General features: G+C 33.9%; 24 protein-coding genes and 1 riboswitch. Of the genes, 18 read left to right on the top strand and 6 right to left on the bottom strand.

The window, feature by feature from the left end; all coding sequences use genetic code 11:
* Positions 1-91: 91 nt before the first annotated feature.
* A complete protein-coding gene (locus tag NiCM35_RS25620; RefSeq protein WP_095329003.1) occupies positions 92-412 on the bottom strand; it encodes a hypothetical protein in 321 nt (106 codons plus the stop codon).
* A 371-nt stretch (positions 413-783) separates the two neighbouring features.
* On the opposite strand from NiCM35_RS25620, the gene NiCM35_RS25625 reads away from it, so the two are divergent.
* Positions 784-1,299 (top strand): NfeD family membrane protein, encoded by a 516-nt coding sequence (locus NiCM35_RS25625; protein WP_095328993.1) that lies wholly within the window; start codon positions 784-786, stop codon positions 1,297-1,299.
* Between the two features lie 27 nt (positions 1,300-1,326).
* The gene (gene floT, locus NiCM35_RS25630) at positions 1,327-2,841 is read left to right on the top strand and encodes a flotillin lipid rafts scaffold protein FloT (protein WP_095328994.1); all 1,515 of its coding nucleotides are present in this window, start codon (positions 1,327-1,329) and stop codon (positions 2,839-2,841) included.
* Between the two features lie 47 nt (positions 2,842-2,888).
* On the opposite strand, the gene NiCM35_RS25635 is transcribed toward floT, so the two are convergent.
* From NiCM35_RS25635 to proV, 3 genes are read right to left on the bottom strand one after another with little or no spacing between them, the layout of a single operon-like run.
* Positions 2,889-3,779, bottom strand: coding sequence for a glycine betaine ABC transporter substrate-binding protein (locus NiCM35_RS25635; protein WP_095328995.1), 891 nt, complete (start codon positions 3,777-3,779; stop codon positions 2,889-2,891).
* 1 nt (position 3,780) lies between these two features.
* Positions 3,781-4,626, bottom strand: coding sequence for an ABC transporter permease (locus NiCM35_RS25640; RefSeq protein WP_095328996.1), 846 nt, complete (start codon positions 4,624-4,626; stop codon positions 3,781-3,783).
* Entirely contained in the window at positions 4,626-5,864 is a 1,239-nt protein-coding gene (proV, locus tag NiCM35_RS25645; protein WP_095328997.1) for a glycine betaine/L-proline ABC transporter ATP-binding protein ProV, read from the bottom strand. The genes NiCM35_RS25640 and proV overlap by 1 nt, the downstream gene beginning before the upstream one ends.
* 330 nt (positions 5,865-6,194) lie before the next feature.
* Between proV and NiCM35_RS25650 the strand changes: the two genes are divergently transcribed.
* The 11 genes from NiCM35_RS25650 to NiCM35_RS25700 all read left to right on the top strand — a co-directional run bounded on the left by NiCM35_RS25650 (position 6,195) and on the right by NiCM35_RS25700 (position 16,589).
* Positions 6,195-6,731 carry a GbsR/MarR family transcriptional regulator gene (locus NiCM35_RS25650; protein ID WP_095328998.1) on the top strand — a complete coding sequence of 179 codons (537 nt, stop codon included), beginning with the start codon at positions 6,195-6,197 and terminating at the stop codon, positions 6,729-6,731.
* 237 nt (positions 6,732-6,968) lie between these two features.
* Positions 6,969-7,073 (top strand): YjcZ family sporulation protein, encoded by a 105-nt coding sequence (locus NiCM35_RS25655; RefSeq protein WP_081836530.1) that lies wholly within the window; start codon positions 6,969-6,971, stop codon positions 7,071-7,073.
* A gap of 40 nt (positions 7,074-7,113) precedes the next feature.
* Positions 7,114-7,248: a YjcZ family sporulation protein gene (locus tag NiCM35_RS25660; protein ID WP_123257382.1), complete on the top strand. Its 135-nt coding sequence runs from the start codon at positions 7,114-7,116 to the stop codon at positions 7,246-7,248.
* A 150-nt stretch (positions 7,249-7,398) separates the two neighbouring features.
* Positions 7,399-8,112, top strand: coding sequence for an NAD-dependent deacylase (locus NiCM35_RS25665; protein ID WP_095328999.1), 714 nt, complete (start codon positions 7,399-7,401; stop codon positions 8,110-8,112).
* A 171-nt stretch (positions 8,113-8,283) separates the two neighbouring features.
* Positions 8,284-9,864, top strand: coding sequence for a peptide chain release factor 3 (locus tag NiCM35_RS25670; protein WP_095329000.1), 1,581 nt, complete (start codon positions 8,284-8,286; stop codon positions 9,862-9,864).
* A 597-nt stretch (positions 9,865-10,461) separates the two neighbouring features.
* Positions 10,462-11,535, top strand: a complete 1,074-nt coding sequence (locus tag NiCM35_RS25675) for an amino acid ABC transporter substrate-binding protein (protein ID WP_095329004.1) — start codon at positions 10,462-10,464, stop codon at positions 11,533-11,535.
* Between the two features lie 103 nt (positions 11,536-11,638).
* Positions 11,639-12,805, top strand: coding sequence for an amino acid ABC transporter permease (locus NiCM35_RS25680; RefSeq protein ID WP_433780875.1), 1,167 nt, complete (start codon positions 11,639-11,641; stop codon positions 12,803-12,805).
* Positions 12,806-12,813: 8 nt separating this feature from the next.
* Positions 12,814-14,010 carry an amino acid ABC transporter permease gene (locus tag NiCM35_RS25685; protein ID WP_433780876.1) on the top strand — a complete coding sequence of 399 codons (1,197 nt, stop codon included), beginning with the start codon at positions 12,814-12,816 and terminating at the stop codon, positions 14,008-14,010.
* A gap of 16 nt (positions 14,011-14,026) precedes the next feature.
* Positions 14,027-14,806: an amino acid ABC transporter ATP-binding protein gene (locus tag NiCM35_RS25690; protein WP_172860240.1), complete on the top strand. Its 780-nt coding sequence runs from the start codon at positions 14,027-14,029 to the stop codon at positions 14,804-14,806.
* A gap of 175 nt (positions 14,807-14,981) precedes the next feature.
* Positions 14,982-15,455 carry a hypothetical protein gene (locus NiCM35_RS25695; RefSeq protein WP_123257387.1) on the top strand — a complete coding sequence of 158 codons (474 nt, stop codon included), beginning with the start codon at positions 14,982-14,984 and terminating at the stop codon, positions 15,453-15,455.
* Positions 15,456-15,596: 141 nt separating this feature from the next.
* A riboswitch (yybP-ykoY riboswitch) is annotated at positions 15,597-15,693 on the top strand.
* A 122-nt stretch (positions 15,694-15,815) separates the two neighbouring features.
* Positions 15,816-16,589 (top strand): TerC family protein, encoded by a 774-nt coding sequence (locus tag NiCM35_RS25700; RefSeq protein ID WP_095329009.1) that lies wholly within the window; start codon positions 15,816-15,818, stop codon positions 16,587-16,589.
* Positions 16,590-16,661: 72 nt separating this feature from the next.
* On the opposite strand, the gene NiCM35_RS25705 is transcribed toward NiCM35_RS25700, so the two are convergent.
* Positions 16,662-16,856, bottom strand: a complete 195-nt coding sequence (locus NiCM35_RS25705; protein ID WP_047942948.1) for an alpha/beta-type small acid-soluble spore protein — start codon at positions 16,854-16,856, stop codon at positions 16,662-16,664.
* Positions 16,857-17,231: 375 nt separating this feature from the next.
* Here NiCM35_RS25705 and NiCM35_RS25710 point away from each other — a divergent pair, with 375 nt between their 5' ends.
* The 3 genes from NiCM35_RS25710 to NiCM35_RS25720 all read left to right on the top strand — a co-directional run bounded on the left by NiCM35_RS25710 (position 17,232) and on the right by NiCM35_RS25720 (position 19,031).
* The gene (locus NiCM35_RS25710; protein WP_095329010.1) at positions 17,232-18,587 is read left to right on the top strand and encodes a TrkH family potassium uptake protein; all 1,356 of its coding nucleotides are present in this window, start codon (positions 17,232-17,234) and stop codon (positions 18,585-18,587) included.
* 138 nt (positions 18,588-18,725) lie between these two features.
* Positions 18,726-18,884, top strand: a complete 159-nt coding sequence (locus NiCM35_RS25715; protein WP_164463606.1) for a protein YkzP — start codon at positions 18,726-18,728, stop codon at positions 18,882-18,884.
* Positions 18,885-19,031 (top strand): hypothetical protein, encoded by a 147-nt coding sequence (locus NiCM35_RS25720; protein WP_164463607.1) that lies wholly within the window; start codon positions 18,885-18,887, stop codon positions 19,029-19,031.
* A gap of 42 nt (positions 19,032-19,073) precedes the next feature.
* Here the strand turns inward: NiCM35_RS25720 and NiCM35_RS25725 are convergent, their stop codons facing one another.
* Complete coding sequence (locus NiCM35_RS25725) at positions 19,074-20,099, bottom strand: acyltransferase family protein (RefSeq protein WP_095329011.1); 1,026 nt, start codon at positions 20,097-20,099, stop codon at positions 19,074-19,076.
* 526 nt (positions 20,100-20,625) lie between these two features.
* Here NiCM35_RS25725 and NiCM35_RS25730 point away from each other — a divergent pair.
* Positions 20,626-22,494 carry a PAS domain S-box protein gene (locus NiCM35_RS25730; RefSeq protein WP_123257388.1) on the top strand — a complete coding sequence of 623 codons (1,869 nt, stop codon included), beginning with the start codon at positions 20,626-20,628 and terminating at the stop codon, positions 22,492-22,494.
* A 227-nt stretch (positions 22,495-22,721) separates the two neighbouring features.
* Positions 22,722-23,294, top strand: coding sequence for a DUF2087 domain-containing protein (locus tag NiCM35_RS25735; RefSeq protein WP_433780877.1), 573 nt, complete (start codon positions 22,722-22,724; stop codon positions 23,292-23,294).
* Positions 23,295-23,554: the final 260 nt, after the last annotated feature.

Consider the following 23,554-nt stretch of genomic DNA (forward strand, 5'->3'; position numbering starts at 1 on the left):
TATTGATCACTTTTTTTGGCAGCTTTTTAGTACTATCCTATTTGGTTGTAAGAGAGAGATTGATGGCGATATTCCATAAAAATAAGTTTGATTAGTCTTCCCAGTTTTCATAGACAACAACTCCTCCTGATAAATCGATTGTATTACGTTCTCCTTTATAAAGAAGTTTGCCATCCTCTTCTACAATTAGATTTTCATAAGTAAATACTTTTTTTCCGTTTGGCAAGGTAATGACTACTTTGTCTCCATATTCTTCTGTTCCTGTTTTGGGCTCACTAGCAAAATATCTATCTGAAAATATATAACCTCCGAAAATTGTGGTAAGCAGTAAGATAGAGCCTAAAAAATACATCACTTTTTTACCTATCCTATTTTTATTTTCAATTTCCTCATGTTTATCTGTACGTTTCATATGCTCTTCCACAATATCACCTTTTCATAAAGTTTTATTGCTCAAACGGTAACAATGGTATATACAAAATATTTCGTTGATATAGATGAAATTCCCCTTAAACTATGATATGAAACAAATTCTTAAAGATGACGAAATATTAATGGAAGAATGATTTTTTTGCATGCTTGATAAGCTGATGCTAAAAAAGGGTATTAGTTCTTTATTTCTGTATGCCAGTTCATACAATATAAGTATAATTTAGATTTTTTCTAAAAATTCCTGAAACCTTTCTTCGTCTAAGTCGTATGTATGGTAAGTACTAAAATGAAGGAGGTCTGATTTTAGTGAATACATAACAAAATTAAATTTTTAGAAAGTGAATGATGTGTATGGAATTATTCGGCTTTGATCTTCCCTCCATTTATTTAACTGTTTTAATTGGTTCGGGAATATGTGTCATATTAACCTTATTACTATCAGACTTATTTGGTGGAGACGTGGGTGTATTTAATCCTACTTTAATCCTTGCTTTTTTTACGATATTATCAGCAAGTGGTTATCTTATGGAGAAGTATTCTTCTATCAATAGCTTCATTATTCTTTCCATTTCAGCAATAATCGCACTTATTATTTCTAGCTGCTTACACTTTTTTGTTTTTATTCCTCTTGCTAATGCAGAAGAATCATTAGTTTATAGCGATGAATCACTTAAGGGAAGAATTGGCAAAGTCATTACAGCAATTCCGCAGGATGGCTATGGAGAAATATTGATCGAAAGCATCAGTGGAAATATCTCAAAAACTGCAGCAAGCTTTTATAACGAAGAAATTGGATTTGGCGAAGAAACGGTTATAGTAGAAATTAAAGAAAATGTTGCTTATGTTGTTCGCAAGGATGGCATATAGTAAAGCAAACAAAAGGAGGAAAAATGAATGGCAATTGAGATTTATATTGTAATAGGAATTGTAGCATTTTTATTAATCGCACTTATTAGTATTTTTATGGCGAAATATAAGACTGCAGGACCAGATGAAGCACTAATTGTAACAGGTAGTTATTTAGGTTCTAAAAATGTTCATGTCGATGAATCAGGAAATAAAATTAAAATTATTAGGGGCGGAGGGACATTTATTCTCCCGGTTTTCCAGCAATCAGAACCTCTGAGTTTATTATCTAGTAAATTAGATGTTTCAACACCGGAAGTATATACAGAACAAGGCGTTCCAGTTATGGCAGACGGCACAGCTATTATTAAAATTGGTGGTTCTATTGGTGAAATTGCCACTGCAGCTGAACAGTTTCTAGGAAAAACAAAACAAGATCGTGAAAATGAAGCAAGAGAAGTATTAGAAGGCCATTTACGCTCTATTTTAGGTAGTATGACAGTCGAAGAAATTTATAAAAATCGAGATAAGTTTTCGCAAGAGGTCCAAAGGGTTGCTTCTCATGACTTAGCAAAAATGGGTCTAGTCATTGTATCCTTCACGATTAAAGATGTCAGAGATAAAAACGGATACTTAGAATCGCTTGGTAAACCAAGAATTGCCCAAGTTAAACGCGATGCAGATATCGCAACAGCTGAGGCAGATAAAGAAACAAGAATCAAAAAAGCCGAAGCAGATAAAGATGCTAAAAAGGCAGAATTAGAAAGAGCAACAGAGATTGCCGAAGCAGAAAAAGAAAATCAAATGAAAATTGCTGATTATAGAAGAGAGCAAGATGTTGCAAAAGCACGTGCTGACCAAGCATATGATTTAGAAAGCGCTCGATCTAAGCAAGAAGTTACTGAGCAAGAAATGCAAATTAAGATCATTGAAAGACAGAAACAAATTGAGTTGGAAGAAAAAGAGATTTTAAGAAGAGAAAAGCAGTATGATTCAGAGGTTAAAAAGAAAGCAGATGCAGATCGTTATGCAATGGAGCAGGCTGCCGAAGCGAATAAACGCCGTGAAATTGCCGAAGCGGATGCGAATCAATATCGAATTGAATCACAAGCAAAAGCGGAAGCAGAAAAAGTGCGAGTAGATGGTTTAGCAAAAGCGGAAGCAGAAAAAGCAAAAGGGGAAACAGAAGCAGAAATTATCCGCTTAAAAGGTTTGGCTGAAGCGGAAGCAAAACGCAAAATTGCCGAAGCATATGCACAATATGGTCAAGCGGCAATCTTGGATATGGTACTTGATATGTTACCTGAATACGCAAAACAAGTAGCTAGTCCATTAGCTAATATCGATAAGATTACGGTTGTGGATACTGGAAGTGATGGCAGCAACGGTGGAGCAAATAAAGTGACAGGCTATGCAACAAACTTAATGTCAACAATGCAAGAATCATTAAAGGCATCTGCTGGAATCGATGTAAAAGAATTACTTGAAAATTTATCAGGCAAAGGAAATATTCGTCAGAGTATTAATGAGTTAAATGATAATTTAAGTAATAAAACAGAATAAAGAAAAAAAGACTCATCTGAAATAAATTTCAGATGAGTCTTTTGGTGTTACTCTTTTTCTTTTAAATCTTCAATTGAATTAATATCTTTCATATAGCTTGGTACAACAAGACCTAGTTTTGTTCCTTCTAAGTTAGGTCCTAGGTCTTCGAATTGACCTTTGAATTTGTTTGCATAATCTTCATGCGTAATTGGTAACCAACCTGCAATATGTGCATCTAGGCTGCCATCTGCTACACCAGTCCACATTGGACCTGCTTCAACTTGACTTAATGTTACCTTATAACCTAAATCTGTTAAAACTTTGCCGATAACATTGGTACTTGCAATTTCACTATCCCATGCTACATAACCGATTTTAATTTTGTCTCCGTCTACTTTGCTCACGCCTTTTGTCCATTCACTAACTTTATCAGCGTTATCTTTTATCCATTTTTCAGCGGCTTTTTCAGGATCTTCGCCATCATAGATATCCATCATAACAACACCCATGTCATCTGTTGTCCAGTGGAAATTATCTAGTACCTGATATGCTTCAGGCATATCTTCTTTTAATCCGTTACGCGCAATGGAATGAATATTCTCATTTTCACCAAAAGAGCCCTTTGGATCTTCCAAGTATTTTAAATCATATGCAGTGAACATCCAATGTGGAGTCCAGCCTGTTATGATAATTGGTTCTTTTTTGTCATACGCTTTTTTTAGAGTAGCCGTCATTGCTGCGCTTGAACCTTCTACCAATTTCCAATCCTTTAAGTCATAGTCGCTAATCGCCTTATTAGCTGCTTTCATTATACCTGCACCAGGATCGATACCGATAATTTCATAATCAACTTTTTCACCAATTGTGGCATTCGGATCGTCTGCGCTGTTAGAACCACAGGCAGCTAACCCTAAGGTAAGAGTGATTGCTCCTAATAGACTAGTCATTTTTTTCATATTATTTTGCCCCCTTTTTCTTTGTTCCCACATTTTGGGTAATTCTATCTAAAATGATCGCAAGTACTACAATAGATATACCAGCTTCAAATCCACGTCCAATTTGAATTTGAGTTACAGCACGATATACATCAGCACCAAGTCCTGGTGCACCAACCATTGCAGCAATAACTACCATTGATAGTGCAAGCATAATACTTTGGTTAATCCCAGCTAGTATTGTTGGCATAGCAAGTGGTAATTCAACCTTTAATAATTTTTGGCTAGTTGTACTACCGAAGCTTTCTGTCGCTTCTCTAATATCGCTAGGAACCTGTTGGATACCAAGAATAGTCAAACGAATAGTAGGTGGCATAGCAAATATTACTGATGCTACCACTCCAGGTACGACCCCGATACTAAAGAAGAAGATAGCAGGAATAAGATAGACAAAGGCTGGCATTGTTTGCATAAAGTCTAATATTGGGATAACAATATTGCGGACAGTGCTATTTTGTGAAGCCCATATTCCTAGTGGAACACCAATTATTATGGAGATAAATACAGCAGAGAGTACAAGAGCTAGTGTATCAATCATTGGTTCCCAGTAGCCTAAATTATCTACTAGTAATAATCCGATAAGAGTAAAGAGTGCAATCTTCTTATTCGCTAATTTCCATGCAAGTAATGTAAGTAAAATAATTAATAAAATAGGAGGAATAAACCCAAAGAAGCCTACTAAAATATTTACAACAAATTCTAATACAGCAGTGATTCCATCAAATAATACTTCGAAGGTAGTTGTCAACCAGGCGACAAAGGAATCAATCCAATCTGCAACTGGTAATTTAGGAATTAGATTATTCATTATTCATTCCCCCCAACTAATACTGATTCTTCTGTTGGTGGAGTATTAATAAGCTCGTTGTTACCAGCAAGGGCTCCAATAACTGCACCTCTAACGAGAATCCCTTTTAATCTCTTCTGCTCATCTATTACTGCAACTGGAATGATTGCAGTTGATACCTTATCAAAGAGATCAGCTAATAATGTGTCACCTGTAACCGTAATTACATCTTTTTGTAAAATGGTTTCAATGCCTTCATTGTTTTCGGCAGCTGCACGGGCATCGTCAGCTGTAATTGCTCCGAGTAATTCTCTTTTCTTGTTCACGACATAGATGCTGGAAATTCCAAGTTTCTTCATCATTTGTAACGCGACACGAGGACCTTTTTCAATCGTGACTGCTTCTGCGCGTTTCATTATATGATTGGCAGTTAATACTTTCGATAAATCTACATCTTCGACAAATCGTTCCACATAATCATTGGAAGGATTCATTAATATTTCTTCTGGTGTTCCGACTTGAACAATGGTTCCATCTTTCATTAGCGCTATACGGTCGCCAATACGAAGTGCTTCGTCTAAATCATGTGTAATAAAAATGATTGTTTTTTCCATATTTGATTGCAAGTCTAATAATTCGTCTTGCATATCTTTTCGAATGAGGGGATCAAGGGCACTAAATGCTTCATCCATTAGAAGAATATCAGGGTCATTAGCTAAAGCGCGAGCAAGACCGACTCTTTGCTGCATTCCACCACTCAATTGGTCTGGATATTGGGATTCATACCCTGATAATCCAACTAATTTAAGTGATTCAAGTGCACGTTCTTTTCTTGATGCTTTATCAATCCCTTGAATTTCTAAACCATATTCTGCATTTTCCAATATTGTTCGATGAGGGAGTAGAGCGAATTTTTGGAAGACCATACTTATTTTTTCTCTGCGTACTTTACGTAAATCTTCTTTTGACATTTTTACGATGTCTTTCCCATCAATATAAATGTTCCCGATTGTAGGATCAATCAGACGATTAAACATACGTACTAATGTTGATTTACCACTACCGGATAGTCCCATAATAACAAATATCTCACCAGGATTTACTTCAAAACTAGCCTTGTTTACACCGACTGTTGCTCCTGTTTTTTTGAGGATATCTTTTTTTGATTCACCACTGTTTAATAGTTGAATTGCTTTTTTTGCGTTTTTGCCGAAAATCTTTGTGACATTTTCGACTTTTAATTTTGCCATACTTTCCATTCTTTCACCTCTTTAATTCTAAACGCTCTGTAAAGCGAGCCTACATATATTATAGAAGATAATCAACAGACACTTCAAACTGTATAATCAGTTAAAATGATTCATTCTGAACGTACAGAAAAAACTGAATGAACCGTAGGATGTATATTCTTAATAATGCGCTCAAATGCTTCCATATACTATCTAGGTTGTTACTTTACATTTTTTTTATTCATGTTAATCTATAAACAGAAAAAGCATTTAAGTACTTGATTATTGATTCACCTTGATTATTGAAATAATCATTATTACAATGTATAAGTAAACATATAATATGGATGTGAATGATAAATGACGGATAGGGAGCAGTTAAATATTGCTCGAGAGAGAGTGATTGATTCCGTAGCCCAAAACATGGATTTATATGGAGTGACTGAATCGATTGGTAGATTATATGGGATGCTATTATTCCAGAAAAATCCGATGACGCTTGACGAAATGAAAGAAGAGCTAGGAATGAGTAAAACTAGTATGAGTACTTCGGTTAGAACCTTGCTTGAATTGAAAATGGTGGACAAAGTATGGCGAAAAGGTGTTCGAAAAGATTTATATAGAGCAGAAGAAGATTGGTATCAAACATTTATCGATTATTTCACGATTAAATGGCGGTTAGCAATTACTGAAAATATATATGCAATTGAGAAATCAATGAATGAAATAAAAGTATTAATGAATAAAGAAGGAATATCTGAAGATGTTATAAAAGATGCAACCAATGATTTAGAGAAAATGAAATATGCGCTTGATTATTATGATTGGCTTGAACGTTTTGTAGATAGTTTAGAATCACATGAAATTTTTAATTTCATTCCCAAAAATAAAGAATAAAAGAATAGTTAAAGGTGCTATCTTCTAAGTTTTTTATTAAAAAACTTAGAAGATAGCACCTTTTTGAAGTCTAAATAGATGTATGAAGAAAATTTGACAATCAAATATGAAACGAAAAAAATATCACAATAGCCTAAGGATAACTGGTTAAAAAACCTAAAAAATGTGCATTTGTCTATCGCACATTTTCAATTCTTGAATAGGATATATGGAATCAAAAAAAGGAGGTTTTTATTCATGGGTGAAGTTGGAGTAGGTTACGGCGGAGGTTTCGCTCTTTTAGTAGTATTGTTTATTTTATTGGTGATTATTGGTGCTTCTTGGGGTTACGGCGGATTTTAATTAATCCGTAACGAAACAGATATTAAAAGGAGGAAATAGAATGTACGGATATGGTTGTGGATATCCTGGCTATGGTTCTGGCTATGGTGGTGCAGGTTACGGCGGAGGTTTCGCTTTAATCGTTGTTTTATTCATTCTTTTAATCATTGTGGGTGCAGCTTGCTTTAAATGGTAAAATAATGAAAAAAAGAAGGCTGATTCGATGAGTCAGTCTTCTTTTAATGGTAATAAGTAAAGCGAATAAAGTGCATACTATTATATTTGAGGAGTCTTAACTATTTGCTAAAATAAAGAGAGAAGATGTGTGTTAGGGGGAAATGAATAGATGGATTCCTTAGTTTCATTAATAAAGTCTGCTAATTATTTTGTTATATTTACTGGTGCTGGGATGTCAACAGAGAGCGGATTGCCTGATTTTAGATCTGCTAATAAAGGATTATGGACTGCTGAAAAGAAACAATATCTTTCCAGTACGAGTGCCTTAAATAATCATGTGCAAGAATTTATTGAGTTTTATCGAAATCGAGTTCAAGGCATTCATGAATTTAAGCCGCATAATGGCTATTACATACTAAGTGATTGGGAAAGAAAAGGCTATTTAAAACAAATCATCACACAAAATGTGGATGGGTTTCACGAAGAAGCTGGAAATGAGAAAGTTGCTGAATTGCATGGAACATTAAAAAAGGTTCATTGTGAAACGTGTGGAAAGAATTATCCTAGTGATGAATATTTACATGACAATTATTTATGCAGTTGTGGAGGGATACTAAGACCTTCCATTGTCCTTTTTGGAGAAATGCTCCCAGAACAGCCATTTTTTACAGCGGAAGAGGCAGCCATAAATTCAGACGTCTTTTTAGTTTTAGGGTCCTCTTTATCCGTTTCACCAGCAAATCAATTTCCATTACTTGCAAAGCAAACAGGTGCTAAACTAATCATTATCAATAAAGAGCCAACCCAAATGGATGGTATTGCTGACATTGTCATTCATGAATCAATTGGAAAGGTATTAGAAGAAATTAATCTTAAGCTATAATGTCCGTCAAACGGTTGAAAATAAATAAGATGGATGGATTCTCATGAAATAAAAGAAAAATAGTAAAAATAAAAGTAGCCGAATACATTTATATCCATTGCAAACTTTGATATATCGAGATAATATAAGGGAATGGACTAAATTTGAATGCGTAAAAGAGAGGAAAGTAACATGTCAAAGAATTTTAAACAGGATGTACTATCTCGTCGCACCTTTGCGATTATTTCCCATCCAGATGCTGGAAAAACAACGTTAACGGAAAAGTTATTATTATTTGGCGGAGCAATTAGAGATGCTGGAACAGTAAAAGGGAAGAAAACAGGAAAATATGCGACAAGTGACTGGATGGAAATAGAAAAGCAAAGAGGAATTTCTGTTACATCAAGTGTGATGCAATTTGACTACAAAAATGCACGAGTAAATATTTTGGATACACCTGGACACCAAGACTTTAGTGAAGATACTTATCGTACTCTTACAGCTGTGGATAGTGCTGTTATGATAATTGATTCGGCAAAAGGAATAGAGGAACAAACGTTAAAGTTATTTAAAGTGTGTAAGATGAGAGGTATTCCTATTTTTACATTTATTAATAAATTAGATCGCCAAGGGAAGCCGCCTCTTGAATTACTTGCGGAATTAGAAGAAGTAATGGGGATTGAGTCTTATCCAATGAATTGGCCGATCGGAATGGGTAAAGAATTTTTAGGTATATATGATCGTTTTTACAATCGAATTGAGCAGTTCCGTGTAGAAGATAAAGAACGATATGTTGATCTAAATGAAGATGGAGAGATTGAAGGGGATCATCCAATTAAACAGGATTCTTTATATGATCAAACATTAGAAGAAATCATGCTTTTAAATGAAGCGGGGAATGAGTTTTCGGAAGAAAAAATTAATAATGGTGATTTAACACCTGTATTTTTTGGTAGTGCATTAAGCAACTTTGGGGTACAAACATTTTTAGAAACATATTTGCAATTTGCACCGTCTCCACAAGCTAGAAAATCTACCATTGGAGAGATCGATCCTTTATCAGAAGAGTTTTCAGGGTTCATTTTTAAAATTCAAGCGAATATGAATCCGGCTCACCGTGATCGTATCGCGTTTTTACGTATTTGTTCTGGGAAATTTGAAAGAGGAATGATGGTTAATTTACCAAGAACAGGGAAGCAAGTAAAGTTAGCGCAATCTACACAATTTATGGCTGATGATCGAAGTACCGTTAATGAGGCGGTTAGTGGAGATATTATTGGGTTGTATGATCCAGGTTTTTATCAAATTGGCGATACGTTAACGGTTAGCAAGAATGCTTACCAATATGAAAAACTACCTCAATTTACACCAGAACTTTTTGTAAAGGTAACGGCAAAGAATGTAATGAAACAAAAACATTTCCATAAAGGCATTCAGCAGCTCGTACAAGAAGGTGCAATTCAGTTATATAAGACTGTCAAAACAGAAGATTATTTGCTGGGAGCAGTTGGTCAGCTACAATTTGAAGTATTTGAGCATCGAATGAGAAATGAGTACAATGTAGAAGTAATTATGGAGCATGTAGGTTCGAAAATTGCCCGTTGGTTAGTGGATGAAGAGGTAAATGAAAATCTTTCTAGTGGAAGAAGTCTGCTAGTAGAGGATCGTTACGGCAAAAAAGCATTTTTATTTGAAAATGAATTTGCATTAAGATGGTTCCAAGATAAAAATCCAGAAGTAAAATTATATAATCCGATGGATGAACAAGAATAATTCAGTAAAAGAAGAGATTATTGCAAAAGGATTCTACCTATTTTAAATGGAGATTCTTTTGTAAATAGTCTCTTTTTTGATGTAATGGAAAATAGCTCTATGTTGAAATCCTGTCAGATTTTCGAACATGAGAAAAGGGGAGGGAAGGAGAAGGGACAAGTGTTTATTATAAAATTTCAGATTTTTGTTATTCTGAAATAATTTTATTTGATGGGAAGTAGATATATACTGTCTTTTTTCTGAAATAAAAGCGGGTGGATGGTTTTTGTAGGGAGTAAAAAAGAAAGTCTTTCGGTATACGAATTACTGATATATAAGGTTTTTGTAAATCTAAATAAAAACGAAAATGTTTAAAATGTTTTCATGATTAAAAGTTTTCAAAAAACTATTTGTAATTCTAATAAAAATAGGTATAATAAAAACATGATGTTATAAAAGTTAACAAACAATTGTTAATTAGTTGGCTTTTTAATATCTAATAGGGCTGATACTAACATTCGATGTGATAAGAGTATTCTTGTAAGATAAATAGATTGAATATTCTTTTAATTAGAGTTTGCTAGTATCATAAAAACAAGATATAGGGGGATATATTGTATGAAGAAAAGTTTGTCGCTTACTTTTAGTATTTTATTAGTACTTGTTCTAGCTTTAGCTGGCTGCTCAAGTAAGTCAGGATCAGATGGGGAAAGTACTAATGGTGCAAAAACAAGTTCTTCTAAAAGTTTACTTGAAACCATAAAAGAAAGAGGGACATTAAAAGCAGGTGTTAATGATGCTCTTCCTGGTTTTGGCTACATAGGTTCAGATGGGAAAAATACTGGTTTTGATGTTGATTTTGCAAGAGCGATTGCAGCTGGAGTTCTTGGAGATCCTTCTAAAATTGAATTTAGACCTCTATCAGCTACAGACCGCTTTACGGCAGTTCAATCTGGTGAAGTAGATGTGTTAATTCGTAATACAACTTGGACAACAAACCGTGATGCTGAAGTGGGGCTAAGTTTTGCTCCAGTTACTTTCTATGATGGTCAAGGAATTATGGTTCCAAAGGATAGTGGAATCAAAACACTAAAAGATTTAGAGGGTAAAACAATTGGGGTAGAAACGGGAACAACAACCGAATTAAACTTAGCTGATCAGATGAAAGCAGCAGGTGTTAACTATACAGCACAAACATTTGATAATGCAGATGCTGTAATTGCTGCATATGAACAGGGTTCTATTGATGCTTGGACAACAGATAAATCGGGATTAGTTTCTCGCCAGTCTACTTTGCAGGACCCAGATGCTCATATTATTTTAGAAGAAACATTATCAAAAGAACCACTAGCTCCAGCAGTTAAAGATGGCGACGAAAAGTGGGCAGATGCAGTATCATGGATTGTATTTGCAACCATTCAAGCGGAAGAATTCGGTATTACCTCTCAAAACGTAGATGATTTCTTAACCAGTGAAAACCCAGAGATTAAGCGTCTTTTAGGAGTGGAAGGCAATCTAGGAGAACAGCTAGGATTAGCCAATGATTTTGCCTACCAAGTAATTAAACAAGTTGGTAACTATGGTGAAATTTACGAGCGAAATTTAGGTCCTGACACAGTGTTCAAATTAGAGCGTGCACAAAATGCGTTATATACTGATGGGGGATTATTGTACTCTATTCCATTCCGTTAATAGGTAATAACAGATAAAAATATGGGGGGTCTCAAAAACCAAAGTGTCTAATCTATTTGAGATACCCCCTATTCTTTTAAGTGAGAGGTGAGAAATAGTGGAAATGAAAAAAACAACATCGACTCCTCTTTGGAGAAATAGAAAAGTGGTCCCGATAATTAGTCAAATTATTTTTGTTCTAATCGTAGGAATAGTAATTGCCTTTATGGTGAGAAATGTAATATCAGGTCTCGAACAAATAGGTTTAGTATTAGGATTAGACTACTTAAATCTAAAAGCATCTTTCCCTATAGCAGAATCTATTATTAGTTATACACCTGACGATCCTTATACACGTGCTTTATTAGTAGGATTATTAAATACACTTAAGGTTTCCATTTTTGGGATTATCCTTGCAACTATTATTGGAGTCATTGTAGGAGTTGCAAGATTATCGAACAACTGGTTAGTCCGTAAAGTGGCAACAGTATATGTTGAAGTTTTTAGAAATACACCATTATTGGTTCAAATTTTCATTTGGAATTTTGCTGTTTTTTTACCAATGCCGAAAATTCAAGATGCTATATCGGTTGGGCCGTTTTATTTTTCAAATAGAGGTGCCTCTATTCCGTGGTTTACCTTACAGGATAATACGCTGATCTGGCTTGTCATTCTAATTTTTTTAATCGCAGGAAGCATAATTTTATTCAAAAAATTAACAAAAGTATCGATAGAATCAGGTAAGTCTACATATCCGTTCATTTCAAGTGTGGGATTAATAGTAATTGGAACGATAATTATCTATATTATTTTAGGAAATGGACCACTTGGTTTTTCTGTTCCTGTATTTAATGGCAATTCATTTGAAGGAGGAACGTCATTATCCATCGGGTTTATGTCTGTTTTAGTTGCCTTAACAATCTATACATCAACCTATATTTCGGAAATTGTTCGTGCAGGAATAATGGGGGTTCCAAAAGGGCAGATAGAAGCTGCTAAAGCGCTTGGATTTAAAAGTCATACAGCACTTCGTTTAATTATTTTTCCGCAAGCAATTAGAATCATTATCCCGCCATTAACAAGCCAATATTTAAATTTAATAAAAAACTCAAGTTTAGCAATGGCTGTAGCATACCAAGATATTGTTGGAATCGGAAATACAATTATTAATCAGACAGGACATACATTAGAAACTTTATTAATTGTTATTTCTGTGTATTTATTATTTAGCTTAACTACATCACTGTTAATGAATATTTTTAATAAAAAATTCCAGCTGGTAGAAAGGTAGGGAGGTAAATGGATAATATACAACTTAATACGGAACCAGTTATGGAAACGAAAAAATTGGCTAATCAAAAGAAATTACAATTATGGCTGAAAAATAACTTATTTAAGAATTGGAAAAATGCTATTTTAACGATTGTCACATTAATGTTTACTATTTATTTGCTTACGAGAATAGGTAAGTTTTTATTCGCAAGTGAATGGGGAGTTGTTACTGACAATTTAAGGCTCCTCTTTGTCGGACAATTTCCACTAGAAGAAATATGGAGATTGTGGGTATCTCTTCTGTTACTATCAGTATTTTTAGGAACTACTTGGGGAGCGTGGAGAGGGATTATCGGACATGTTGCCATTAGTCTCAGTGTTCTTCTAGTTATATTTGGAGTAATTCCTTATACAGAAATGGAATCGAAAGTATATTTATTTACGAGTGCGGCTGTGATATTCCTTTTTTACTTTATCGGAAAATATGTTCCGAAGTTAAAAATCCCCCTTCTTATATTATGGATTTTATATATGCCGATTACCCTTTCTATTATTAATGGGTTTGGTGTACTTGAGCCAGTAAAAACAAATATTTGGGGAGGATTTTTATTAACGCTTGTTATCGCTTCGGTTGCAATTATTTGCTCTTTCCCATTAGGTTTACTCCTAGCAGTGGGGAGACGAAGTAAACTGCCTATAATCAAATATTGCTGTATTCTTTATATAGAATTAATTCGAGGAATGCCGCTGATTATGGTGTTATTTATTGCCCAATTATTGCTGCCGATGTTCCTTGGGGGAATCGAACTAGATAATGTAGTCCGGGCAATGATAGCATTCACTTTATTCAGTGCGGCCTATTTAGCAGAAAATATTCGCGGAGGCCTGCAATCAATACCGAGAGGACAATTTGAAGCAGCGCAAGCTCTAGGATTAAATAATTTTAAGGTAATGTTTTTTGTCATATTGCCACAGGCTTTAAAAGCAGTTATCCCAGCTATGGTTGGTCAATTTATTTCCATCTTTAAAGATACATCCCTAGTTGCGGTTATTGGATTAGCCGATTTTCTTGGAATGGGAAAAAAAATTGCTGCAAATCCGGAATATTTAGGAAAATATATGGAGTTATATATTGTGATTGCTTTTATATACTTCATCTTCTGTTTCTTAATGTCGCATGTAAGTAAGCATATAGAAAAATCACTTGGTGTAGGGACGAGATAGAAAGGAGAATGAGAGGATGGAAAGTGTCTTTGGTATAAATAAATTATCGACACCTCTAGATGAGAGAGAGGATATTATTAAGGTTACTAAATTGAATAAATGGTATGGAGATCACCATGTATTAAAAGATGTAGATCTTACAGTAAAGCAAGGGGAGGTAATTGTCATTCTAGGACCATCAGGTTCTGGTAAGTCAACCTTTATTCGTACGATAAATGCTTTAGAGGAATTTCAAAAGGGGCATATAACGGTTGATAATATTGCGTTAACAGATGATTTGAAAAACATTGAAGAAATTCGGAAAGAAACGGGAATGGTGTTTCAGTCATTTAATTTATTTCCTCATATGACTATCCTGAAGAATATCTCTTTAGCACCAATTTGGGTGAGAAAGTGGAAAAAAGCAAAGGCAGAACAAATTGCCAAAGAATTACTTGAAAGAGTTGGTATTCCAGAACAAGCAAATAAGTATCCAGGACAATTGTCAGGTGGACAACAGCAACGTGTTGCAATTGCACGAGCATTAGCGATGCAACCGAAGATTATGCTGTTTGATGAACCTACTTCTGCCCTAGATCCTGAGATGGTAAAGGAAGTATTAGATGTTATGAAAACTTTAGCAGAGTCAGGAATGACCATGTTGGTGGTAACACATGAAATGGGTTTTGCAAGACAAGTGGCAGATCGCATTATCCTTTTTGATAAAGGAGAAATTGTAGAAACGGGAAAACCAGAAGAACTATTTGATCATCCGAAGCATGAACGGACAAAAGCATTTTTATCTCAGATATTATAAAAAGAGCCCTAGGGCTCTTTTATAGTGGTCCAATCATATATGATATGGATTGCTTATAAGCAGTATTTCCATTTAATATTTTGTTTTGTAAAAATATAACAATTTATTTTGTATAAAATATCGAGATTTCGCTAAAAATGTAATAGTAGGTATAGAAAAATAGATGGTGATACCAATGAAGGGCCTAAGTAGATTGGAAGCAATTATGTGGAGTATAGCTCTACCTGGTTTTAGTCAGTTATTATTGAAAAAATATTGGAAAGGAACACTATTAGTTATCTTAGAATTTATTATAAATGCGAAAAGTAATTTTAATTTAGCCATTATGCTGAGTTTTTGTGGCAATATCCAAGAGGCAATAGAGATTATCGACTTTCAATGGATATTGTTTTATCCGTGTTTATATATGTTCGCAATGTGGGATGCCTATAAGGAAGTTATGGAAACAGACAATGAATATGCTTTTTTACCATTTGTATTTTGCGCATATTTTGTTACCGTAGGTGTTTTTTATTCGACACAAATGAAGTTATTTGGAGTGTTGTTAGGTCCTGTATTTTTACCGATGGTATTCTTGATACCTGGAATCATTAGTGGTTTTGTAGTTAAGTATTGCTTAATTTATTTTAGGAAAAAGAAACATTCTTAAAGTGGTAAATGTTGATTGGCTAGAGAGAAATGATGAAAGAGTTACAGATAAAATAAAATTATCAGTAAAATTAAAAAATATGTAAAAAACCATTGGCAAATAGTTCAATATTGTATATAATTAATACATATTAATATTTGTATACTACTCAAAGGGGAGTAGCTTTTAGGTTTGATACCTAAAACAAAGTCGTCAGTTCATGGCATATGCCATCGGCTTTGTTGGCATATTAGTGCTTAGCAAGACCTTTGCCTATTTGGCAAAGGTCTTTTTTTGCGCACTTTTGTACATAATAACGAAAGTCGTAGCAAAACCTGCTAATAGGAGTATACAAATAAAAACCTAAAGGGGGAAATTTTATTGGATGCAAGCATGTTACTAGAGTATGGGTGGGTTTTACTGATTCTTGTTGTTTTAGAGGGGTTACTAGCAGCTGATAACGCGGTGGTAATGGCTGTTATGGTTAAGCATTTGCCAGTAGAACAACAAAAAAAGGCGCTTTTTTACGGATTATTAGGTGCTTTTGTATTCCGTTTTGCTACTTTATTTATGATTTCTTACTTAGTGGATGTTTGGCAAGTGCAAGCGATAGGGGCGCTTTATCTTCTCTTTATTGCAGTGCATAATATTTACGGAAAGTATGCGAAGAAAAATGAAGCCGATAAAGATAAAAAGCCGAAGAAACAATCCGGTTTCTGGATGACTGTTTTTAAAGTAGAATTAGCAGACATTGCTTTTGCGATTGATTCCATGTTAGCAGCGGTTGCACTTGCAATTACTTTACCAAAAACAAATTGGTTTACGCTAGGAGGCATTGATGGAGGACAATTCTTAGTTATGTTCCTTGGGGGATTAATTGGATTGATCATTATGCGTTTTGCTGCAAACTGGTTTGTAAAGTTACTTCATTCTCGTCCTTCTCTAGAAACAGCAGCATTTTTAATTGTAGGCTGGGTAGGGGTGAAATTAGCCGTATTTACGTTGGCACATCCATCAGTAGGATTCTTAGATGAACATTTTCCAGAATCGAAACTATGGAAAGGAATCTTCTGGTTTGTGCTAGTAGCTATTGCGGTTGGTGGATATCTCTTCTCCAATAAAGAAGCAGTTAAAGCAAAAGAAAGTAATGCATAAATATGATGAAAAAGCCATCCATTTGGAGTGGCTTTTTCTTTTTGATCAGGACTTTAGTTCAGCAGATTTAACTTATTGCGTTTTTCCAGATAACTCTGCCTGTGCTTGTTGGACAAGTCTTTTTGTTATTTCTCCCCCAACAGAACCATTGGCACGTGAAACAGTATCAGATCCTAAATTCACACCAAATTCTTGGGCAATTTCATACTTAACACTATCTAGGTATTGTTCAATTCCTGGAACTAATAATTTATTTCGAGAAGCCATTTTTGTTTCCTCCTTATCCAATATATAGTACAGTGATTATTTATCAATTAATTGTTTCAAAAATAGGAATGATAAATGATTCTGTATTTATAATATGTGGATTTATTTTAAGTTCATTAGTGGTAAAGTTTGTGTATAGGGGAGAAAATAGGATTTATTGTTGTTTATAGGTTAGCCTAGCCTATTGGTAAACCTCCATTACTTCATTAATTGATAGTACTTAAAAATATTCAAGCTAATCTTAAAAGTTTCCTAAACATTTAAGATTAGCTTGAACGTCGAGGGATAGATAACTTATACTGTTTAATATCTATGATAATAAGGCATCATTATATAGGATATATGGTTAGCTTTAAAGAAAGGAATTGTTTTTTAATGGGCAAGAAGTTTAAGTTAGTCCTTCAAAATTTAACTCCTGCGCAGATGATAACCAGTTATTATGGTTTAGCTGTTAGCATATCGGTTTTATTATTAAGTTTACCAGGAGTACATAAAGAAGGGGTAACAGTTTCCTTTATGGATACATTGTTTACTGCCGTAACGGCAGTAAGTGTAACAGGACTTACTGTTATTAATATCGCTGAAACGTATAGCACATTTGGAATAATAATATTAATGTTTGTTCTTCAATTTGGCGGTATTGGAGTAATGGCAATAGGTACATTTTTTTGGATGATTCTTCGTAAGAAGATTGGTTTAAGAGAAAGACAGTTAATAATGATTGACCACAATCAATCTAATCTTTCCGGTCTCGTCAATTTAATAAGAGAAATTATCAAAATCATTCTTATTATTGAAGTATTGGGTGCTATTATACTCTCAATGCAATTTCATAATTATTATCCTACCTGGGGGGATTCGATCCTACATGGCACTTTTGCATCTGTTAGTGCCACAACAAATGGAGGATTAGATTTAACAGGAGAATCACTTACTCCATTTAAGGATGATTATTTTGTCCAACTTGTTAATATTATTTTAATTACATTAGGAGCGATTGGATTTCCAGTACTTATCGAAGTGAAAAATTACCTTTTTCCAAAAGAAGGAAAAAATCATCTGAAGTTTTCATTATTCACTAAGTTAACAACGATTACTTTTGGTTTTCTTTTACTATTTGGAACGATTATGATTATTATTTTAGAATGGGGTAATTATTATGCGGGAATGAGCTGGCATCAAATATTCTTCAATGCCTTTTTTCATTCTACCTCCACTCGAAGTGGTGGTTTAGCAACAATGGAATTAAACGAGTTTTCTATGACAACTTTACTTATCTTTTGTTTTCTTATGTTTATCGGTGCTTCCCCAAGTTCTGTTGGAGGAGGTATCAGAACAACAACCTTTGCATTGAATGTCTTATTTATTTATCATTATGCAAATGGAAACAGGTATATTAAAATATTTAAACGAGAAATTCATGAAGAGGATATTATAAAATCATTGGTTGTAACGATATTTGCGATTGGTATATGTCTCGTCGCTGTCATTGCTTTATCTATTTCTGAAAAGGCGTCCCTTATTGTGATCCTTTTCGAAGTTTGTTCTGCATTTGGAACAACAGGACTTTCTCTAGGATTAACACCAGAATTATCTACCTTTGGTAAATGTGTAATTATGCTGCTTATGTTCATCGGAAGAATAGGATTGACTTCTTTCATCTATATTATTGGAGGAAAAGAGAAAAAAGATAACTTCCATTATCCAAAAGAACGAATTATTATCGGATAAGGATAAGGATAAGGAAGATGTGAATGGAGCTGGCTATTTTGCCAGCTCCATTTTTTTATGAGTGCTTGACAAAAGTAGGAAAGCATATCTTTTATTCACATGCGGATAATAATGATGTAATGGAAAGGAGAGATCATAATGGCTAAAAGAAAAGCTGAAGTTAACAGTGTAGAAAAATACAGCAAAACGCCAAAGAAAAATACGCAGGAAACAGAATTTTCCGCTGAATTTAGTAGGGGCGAAAACCCAATCAAAGGTGCCAATCGTAATGCAAAGCATGGAAGAGAGGGACAATAAATGGCGAAAAAAATAAAAAAACGACAACAAACAGAGGCTTCAAATGTAGAATTTGGCCAAGAGTTTGGTGATGTTAATGCAAGTAAATTCTATGATACAGGAGCTTTAACAAAAGATAAAACAAAGAGTGCTACTAGAAGAAAATAAAAAAATTTCCCATCAGTAAATTCCTTCACTGATGGGAACAAGTTATCTATTTGTTTGAAGAGAGCGCTGTACTCTTGAAAAAAGCTTTTTTAATTTAGAACTTTTTAATTCAATAATAGGCTGTGTAAAGGAAATAATTATATTGCTTGAAAGCAGTACTGTAATTAAGAATGATACAATTACGATCATAACATAGGACCTAGGTGATTCAAAAATAGCGGGTAAGTCACTTTGTCTAAAAAGACGGATAAAAAAGCCATGCAGTAAATATACATATAATGTTGATTTTCCAAGCTTAGTAAAGAAATATTCCTTTTTTGGTACACAAGCAAAAAAACAAAAAATCATCAGAAAACTTAATAGATAGAAAAATAATCGAATAGCCATTCCTATAAAATAACCTTCTCCAAGGGCTTCATAAGATTTTGAGCCGAATAGCCATTGATAATTAACGGTAGGGAATAGGTGAAATCCTATAAAAACAATCGTGAAAATAACAATAGCAAGGATGGTTGCTTTTCTTGTTTTTACTAAAGCAAAATGTTCTTTTTTCATATAAAATCCTATTAAGAATAAAGGGAAGAACACAAAGGTTCTCGTTAAGCTTAAATAGCTAGACGTCCAATCGACCATTCCAATCGCTAATCCTAGTACAAAGGAAAGTAAAATTCCATGTATAGGCTTTAACTTTACAAACACTAATAAAAAGATGTTCCAAAAAAACAAACTAATTAAAAACCATAAGGACCAATGTGGGGTCAACGGTTCAATGGCAAAAGTTGATTTACCATATAGAAAATAATAAAAAATGCTATATACAAGTTGGAAGATAAGGTAGGGAATGATTAGTTTTTTTGCATATTTTTTTATATATCCCTTTTCTGCTATACCTTTGGCAAAAAATCCTGAAATAAGAATAAATGCTGGCATATGGAAAGTGTAAATTACTTTATATAACGTATAAATATTTTGATTGTCATTTATGAATGATTGGATAAAATGACCGAAGACAACGAAAAAAATCAAAATAAATTTTGCATTATCAAAATAGTAATCCCGTTGTTTCATAAGCTCATCCTTTCATGAACGGAAATATCGTATAGTTCATTTCACTAACTATATATAACACAAATTCGATTGTTTTAATCCCCTGTCGTTAATCTGTTAACTAAATAACTTCTGTTTATTACATAATTGAAATGTACGTTAGACGAAAGAAAAATAAAAATCCTTATTAATAATAGGGAAGGCTTAATTTTTTGTTTGAATTTTAAGGGGGAATAAAGGGAGAGGTAGATATTAAAATGAATATACTTGCGATCAGAAATACATCGGTTGCTATATTGAGGGAGGGACATAAATATTTTAATCAAATATAAACCCGAACAATAATTAATTTTTTAAGAAAGATGGAACGATTGATTTCACCACTAAATTAGAGATTGTTTGTCCTTATCCGTTATATATTTTATTTTCTCAGCAGTTGACTAATCTTAGTATGTTTTTTTCTTTAAATTCTTCAGAAGGAAAGGAAATTCAAGAATAATGTAGAATTATGTAATCACTACGTTTGAAAAGGGGGGTATCCATAAAGATGGATAGTATATCCTATTCTGAAGAATATCGACAATTACAAAATAAACTGAGGGAATTGGAAAGAGAGAATACCCTTCTAAAGGAAGAATTAGAAGAAAATAAACTTGTCCGGGATAGGAGATTCATTGCTTTCCAAACAATAAATGTAGGGATGGTTATATTTGATAATAATGGAGTGATTCGAGATATTAATCCATGTCTTTGTGATTATTTTAACGTGAATATGAATCAAGTAGTTGATAGGAATATAACGCATTTTGTGAAGCAGGAAGAACGTTCGGTGATAAGGGAGCATATGGAAGCTATAAAAACCAAATCAGGTACTTTTCAAAGCGTATTCCTATTAACTATTAATGGGCGAAAACGCTATTTTGAAACGCAAACTAGTCGCTTGCCCGATGAGCTGGGATTTATAACAATTATTGAAAAGATAACAGAGGAATTTGAAAGAGAAAAAGAGAAAGAAGAAGCACAAAAGCTGTATAATGATTTTTTTACAGAAGCACTCGATGGTATTGTTCTTTGGAAAGAAACAGGGCAAATTATTGCAGCTAATGAATCAGCTTTAAAAATTTTTGAAAGTTCTGAAGAAAAGTTACTAAAATCAAGGATTAGTGATTTTATTTATAAAAAAGATAAACGCTACGTGGATATGATTACAAATCTCTATTATAAGAAATCTAATCGAGAAGAATTGATGTTTTTGATGCCTAATGGACAGAAAAAAATACTAGAATTTACAACCAAACTTCATTCGGTAGAAGGGCTAAACATGAGTATTTTCCGTAATATTACGGAACGTTATAAAATGGAAGAAGAATTACGTGAAAGTAAGGCGATGTTTGAGAATACTTTTGAAGAAGTTTTTGACGGTATTATCATTTGGGATCAAAACTATCAAATAATTGATATGAACAAAGCGGCTGAACGTCTTCTTCATAAAAGTAAAGAGGGTTTAATCGGTGCAGATTTAATATCCTTTTTCCCTCCTGCAAAAACAATTGGAGAAGATATAAAGCCAAAATTATTAAATGTGGACAAAGATGGACAAAATAGGGGGCTTTATACAGTAAAGTTTCCTAATAATAGAGAATATACGCAGCTTGAATATCGTAATAAATTTAATATTTATTCAGGATTAAGTATTACTACATTACGTGATGTTACAGAAAATGCCTTGTTGGAAGAACAGCTGAGAAAGTCATCTACTTTAAATGTAGTAGGAGAATTGGCAGCGGGAATAGCTCATGAAATTCGAAATCCAATGACAGCTTTAAAGGGATTTATTCAATTGTTAGAAGATGGAGTTGCCTCAAAGGAAAATGATATGTATTTTTCTGTGATAAAAACAGAGCTTACTAGGATTGAATCCATTATTAATGAATTTTTATTACTTGCTAAACCACAAGCTGTTCAATATGTAAAACGAGATATAAGACAAATTATGAATGATACAATCGAATTGCTGTATGCACAAGCGGTGCTACAAAATGTTCAAATTATAAAAATGTATGCAGAAGATATGCCGATTATCTATTGTGAACCAAATCAAATGAAACAGGTATTTATAAATATTATAAAAAATGCAATAGAGGCATTAGAAGACGGTGGGGAAATAGCTGTTTCCATTGAATGTAAGCAGGATTACTTTCAAATAGCAATCCGTGATAACGGAAGAGGAATGGGCAAGGAAATACTTGCAAGAATTGGGGAACCTTTTTATACGACCAAAGAAAAAGGAACAGGCTTAGGTTTACTAGTATCGTATCAAATTATTGAAGAGCATCAGGGGAAAGTGACAGTTGAGTCAGAGCTAGGGGTTGGTACGACGTTCTACATTGTACTTCCAGTCAAACTAAATGAATGATCATTAGACCTGGTAGAGTAACTTTTAAGGAATGGGCTTATATTAGGCCCTTTTTATTTTTGGTTGTTTTGAATTGTTAGAGGAGTAGACATAGGGAAACTCAGAAGGATTTGTCTAGTGGTCTTCTCAACGGAAAATGTAGACTTAGAAAATATTATACCATATCTTGACATCATCACCTACTTTGATTATTATCTAATTAGATGATAGTCAAAGTAGGTGATCGAATGCAATTAGATAAAATGGTTGCATTTCATAAAACTATGGGGGATCCCACCAGAATTAAAATAATTTCCTTGTTAGCAAACAAACCATGGAATGGTCAAGCAATCGCAGAAAAACTGGGTCTATCTGCTCCAACCATTACTCATCATTTAAAGAAATTGCGTGACATAAATGTTGTGTATGAACGCAGAGATAAAAATACGATTTATTTTTTCTTGAATAAATCAGTCATTTTACAACAAAACGAGTCTTTAAGAAAATTAACAAATGGAATGGAGGAGAGGATTATGACTGTTACTAAAGAGGAACAAGCAAAAATCATTGAGAACTTTTTTACTAAAGAAGGGAGACTTAAAAATATTCCTTCGCAAAGAAAGAAAAAGTTAATAGTGCTCAAATACATGCTTGAGGGGCTGGTTTTTGGCAGAAAATATGAAGAAAAAGAAATAAATGCTTATATTCAACAATATTTTGATGACTACGCGACAATAAGAAGAGAATTTATTATTAATCACTTTATGTATCGAGAAAATAGTATATATGAACTCAACCCTGAGGAAATGTGGGCGAAGTGAAGAAAAAGGGGCTGAGACAAAACTAAAAAGGCTATGCTTAAAGCTGAATAATCATTTGTTGAATTAGACGAATGATAAAAAGAATCTATTTTTGTTTCTCGCCCCATTTTATAAGATTAGTGAAATGGAGCGGAAGACACTCGACTCCTGCGGGAAATAGAGGAAAGGCTGAGACCCCGCAGCGCAGTGAGGAGGCTCAGCTTCCTCCCCGCGGAAAGCGAGTGACTGGAGCGCAATGGAACGAACTTGTTTTTTAGCTA

Source organism: Niallia sp. M35, assembly GCF_050971705.1.
Classification (GTDB): Bacteria; Bacillota; Bacilli; order Bacillales; family Cytobacillaceae; genus Niallia; species Niallia circulans_A.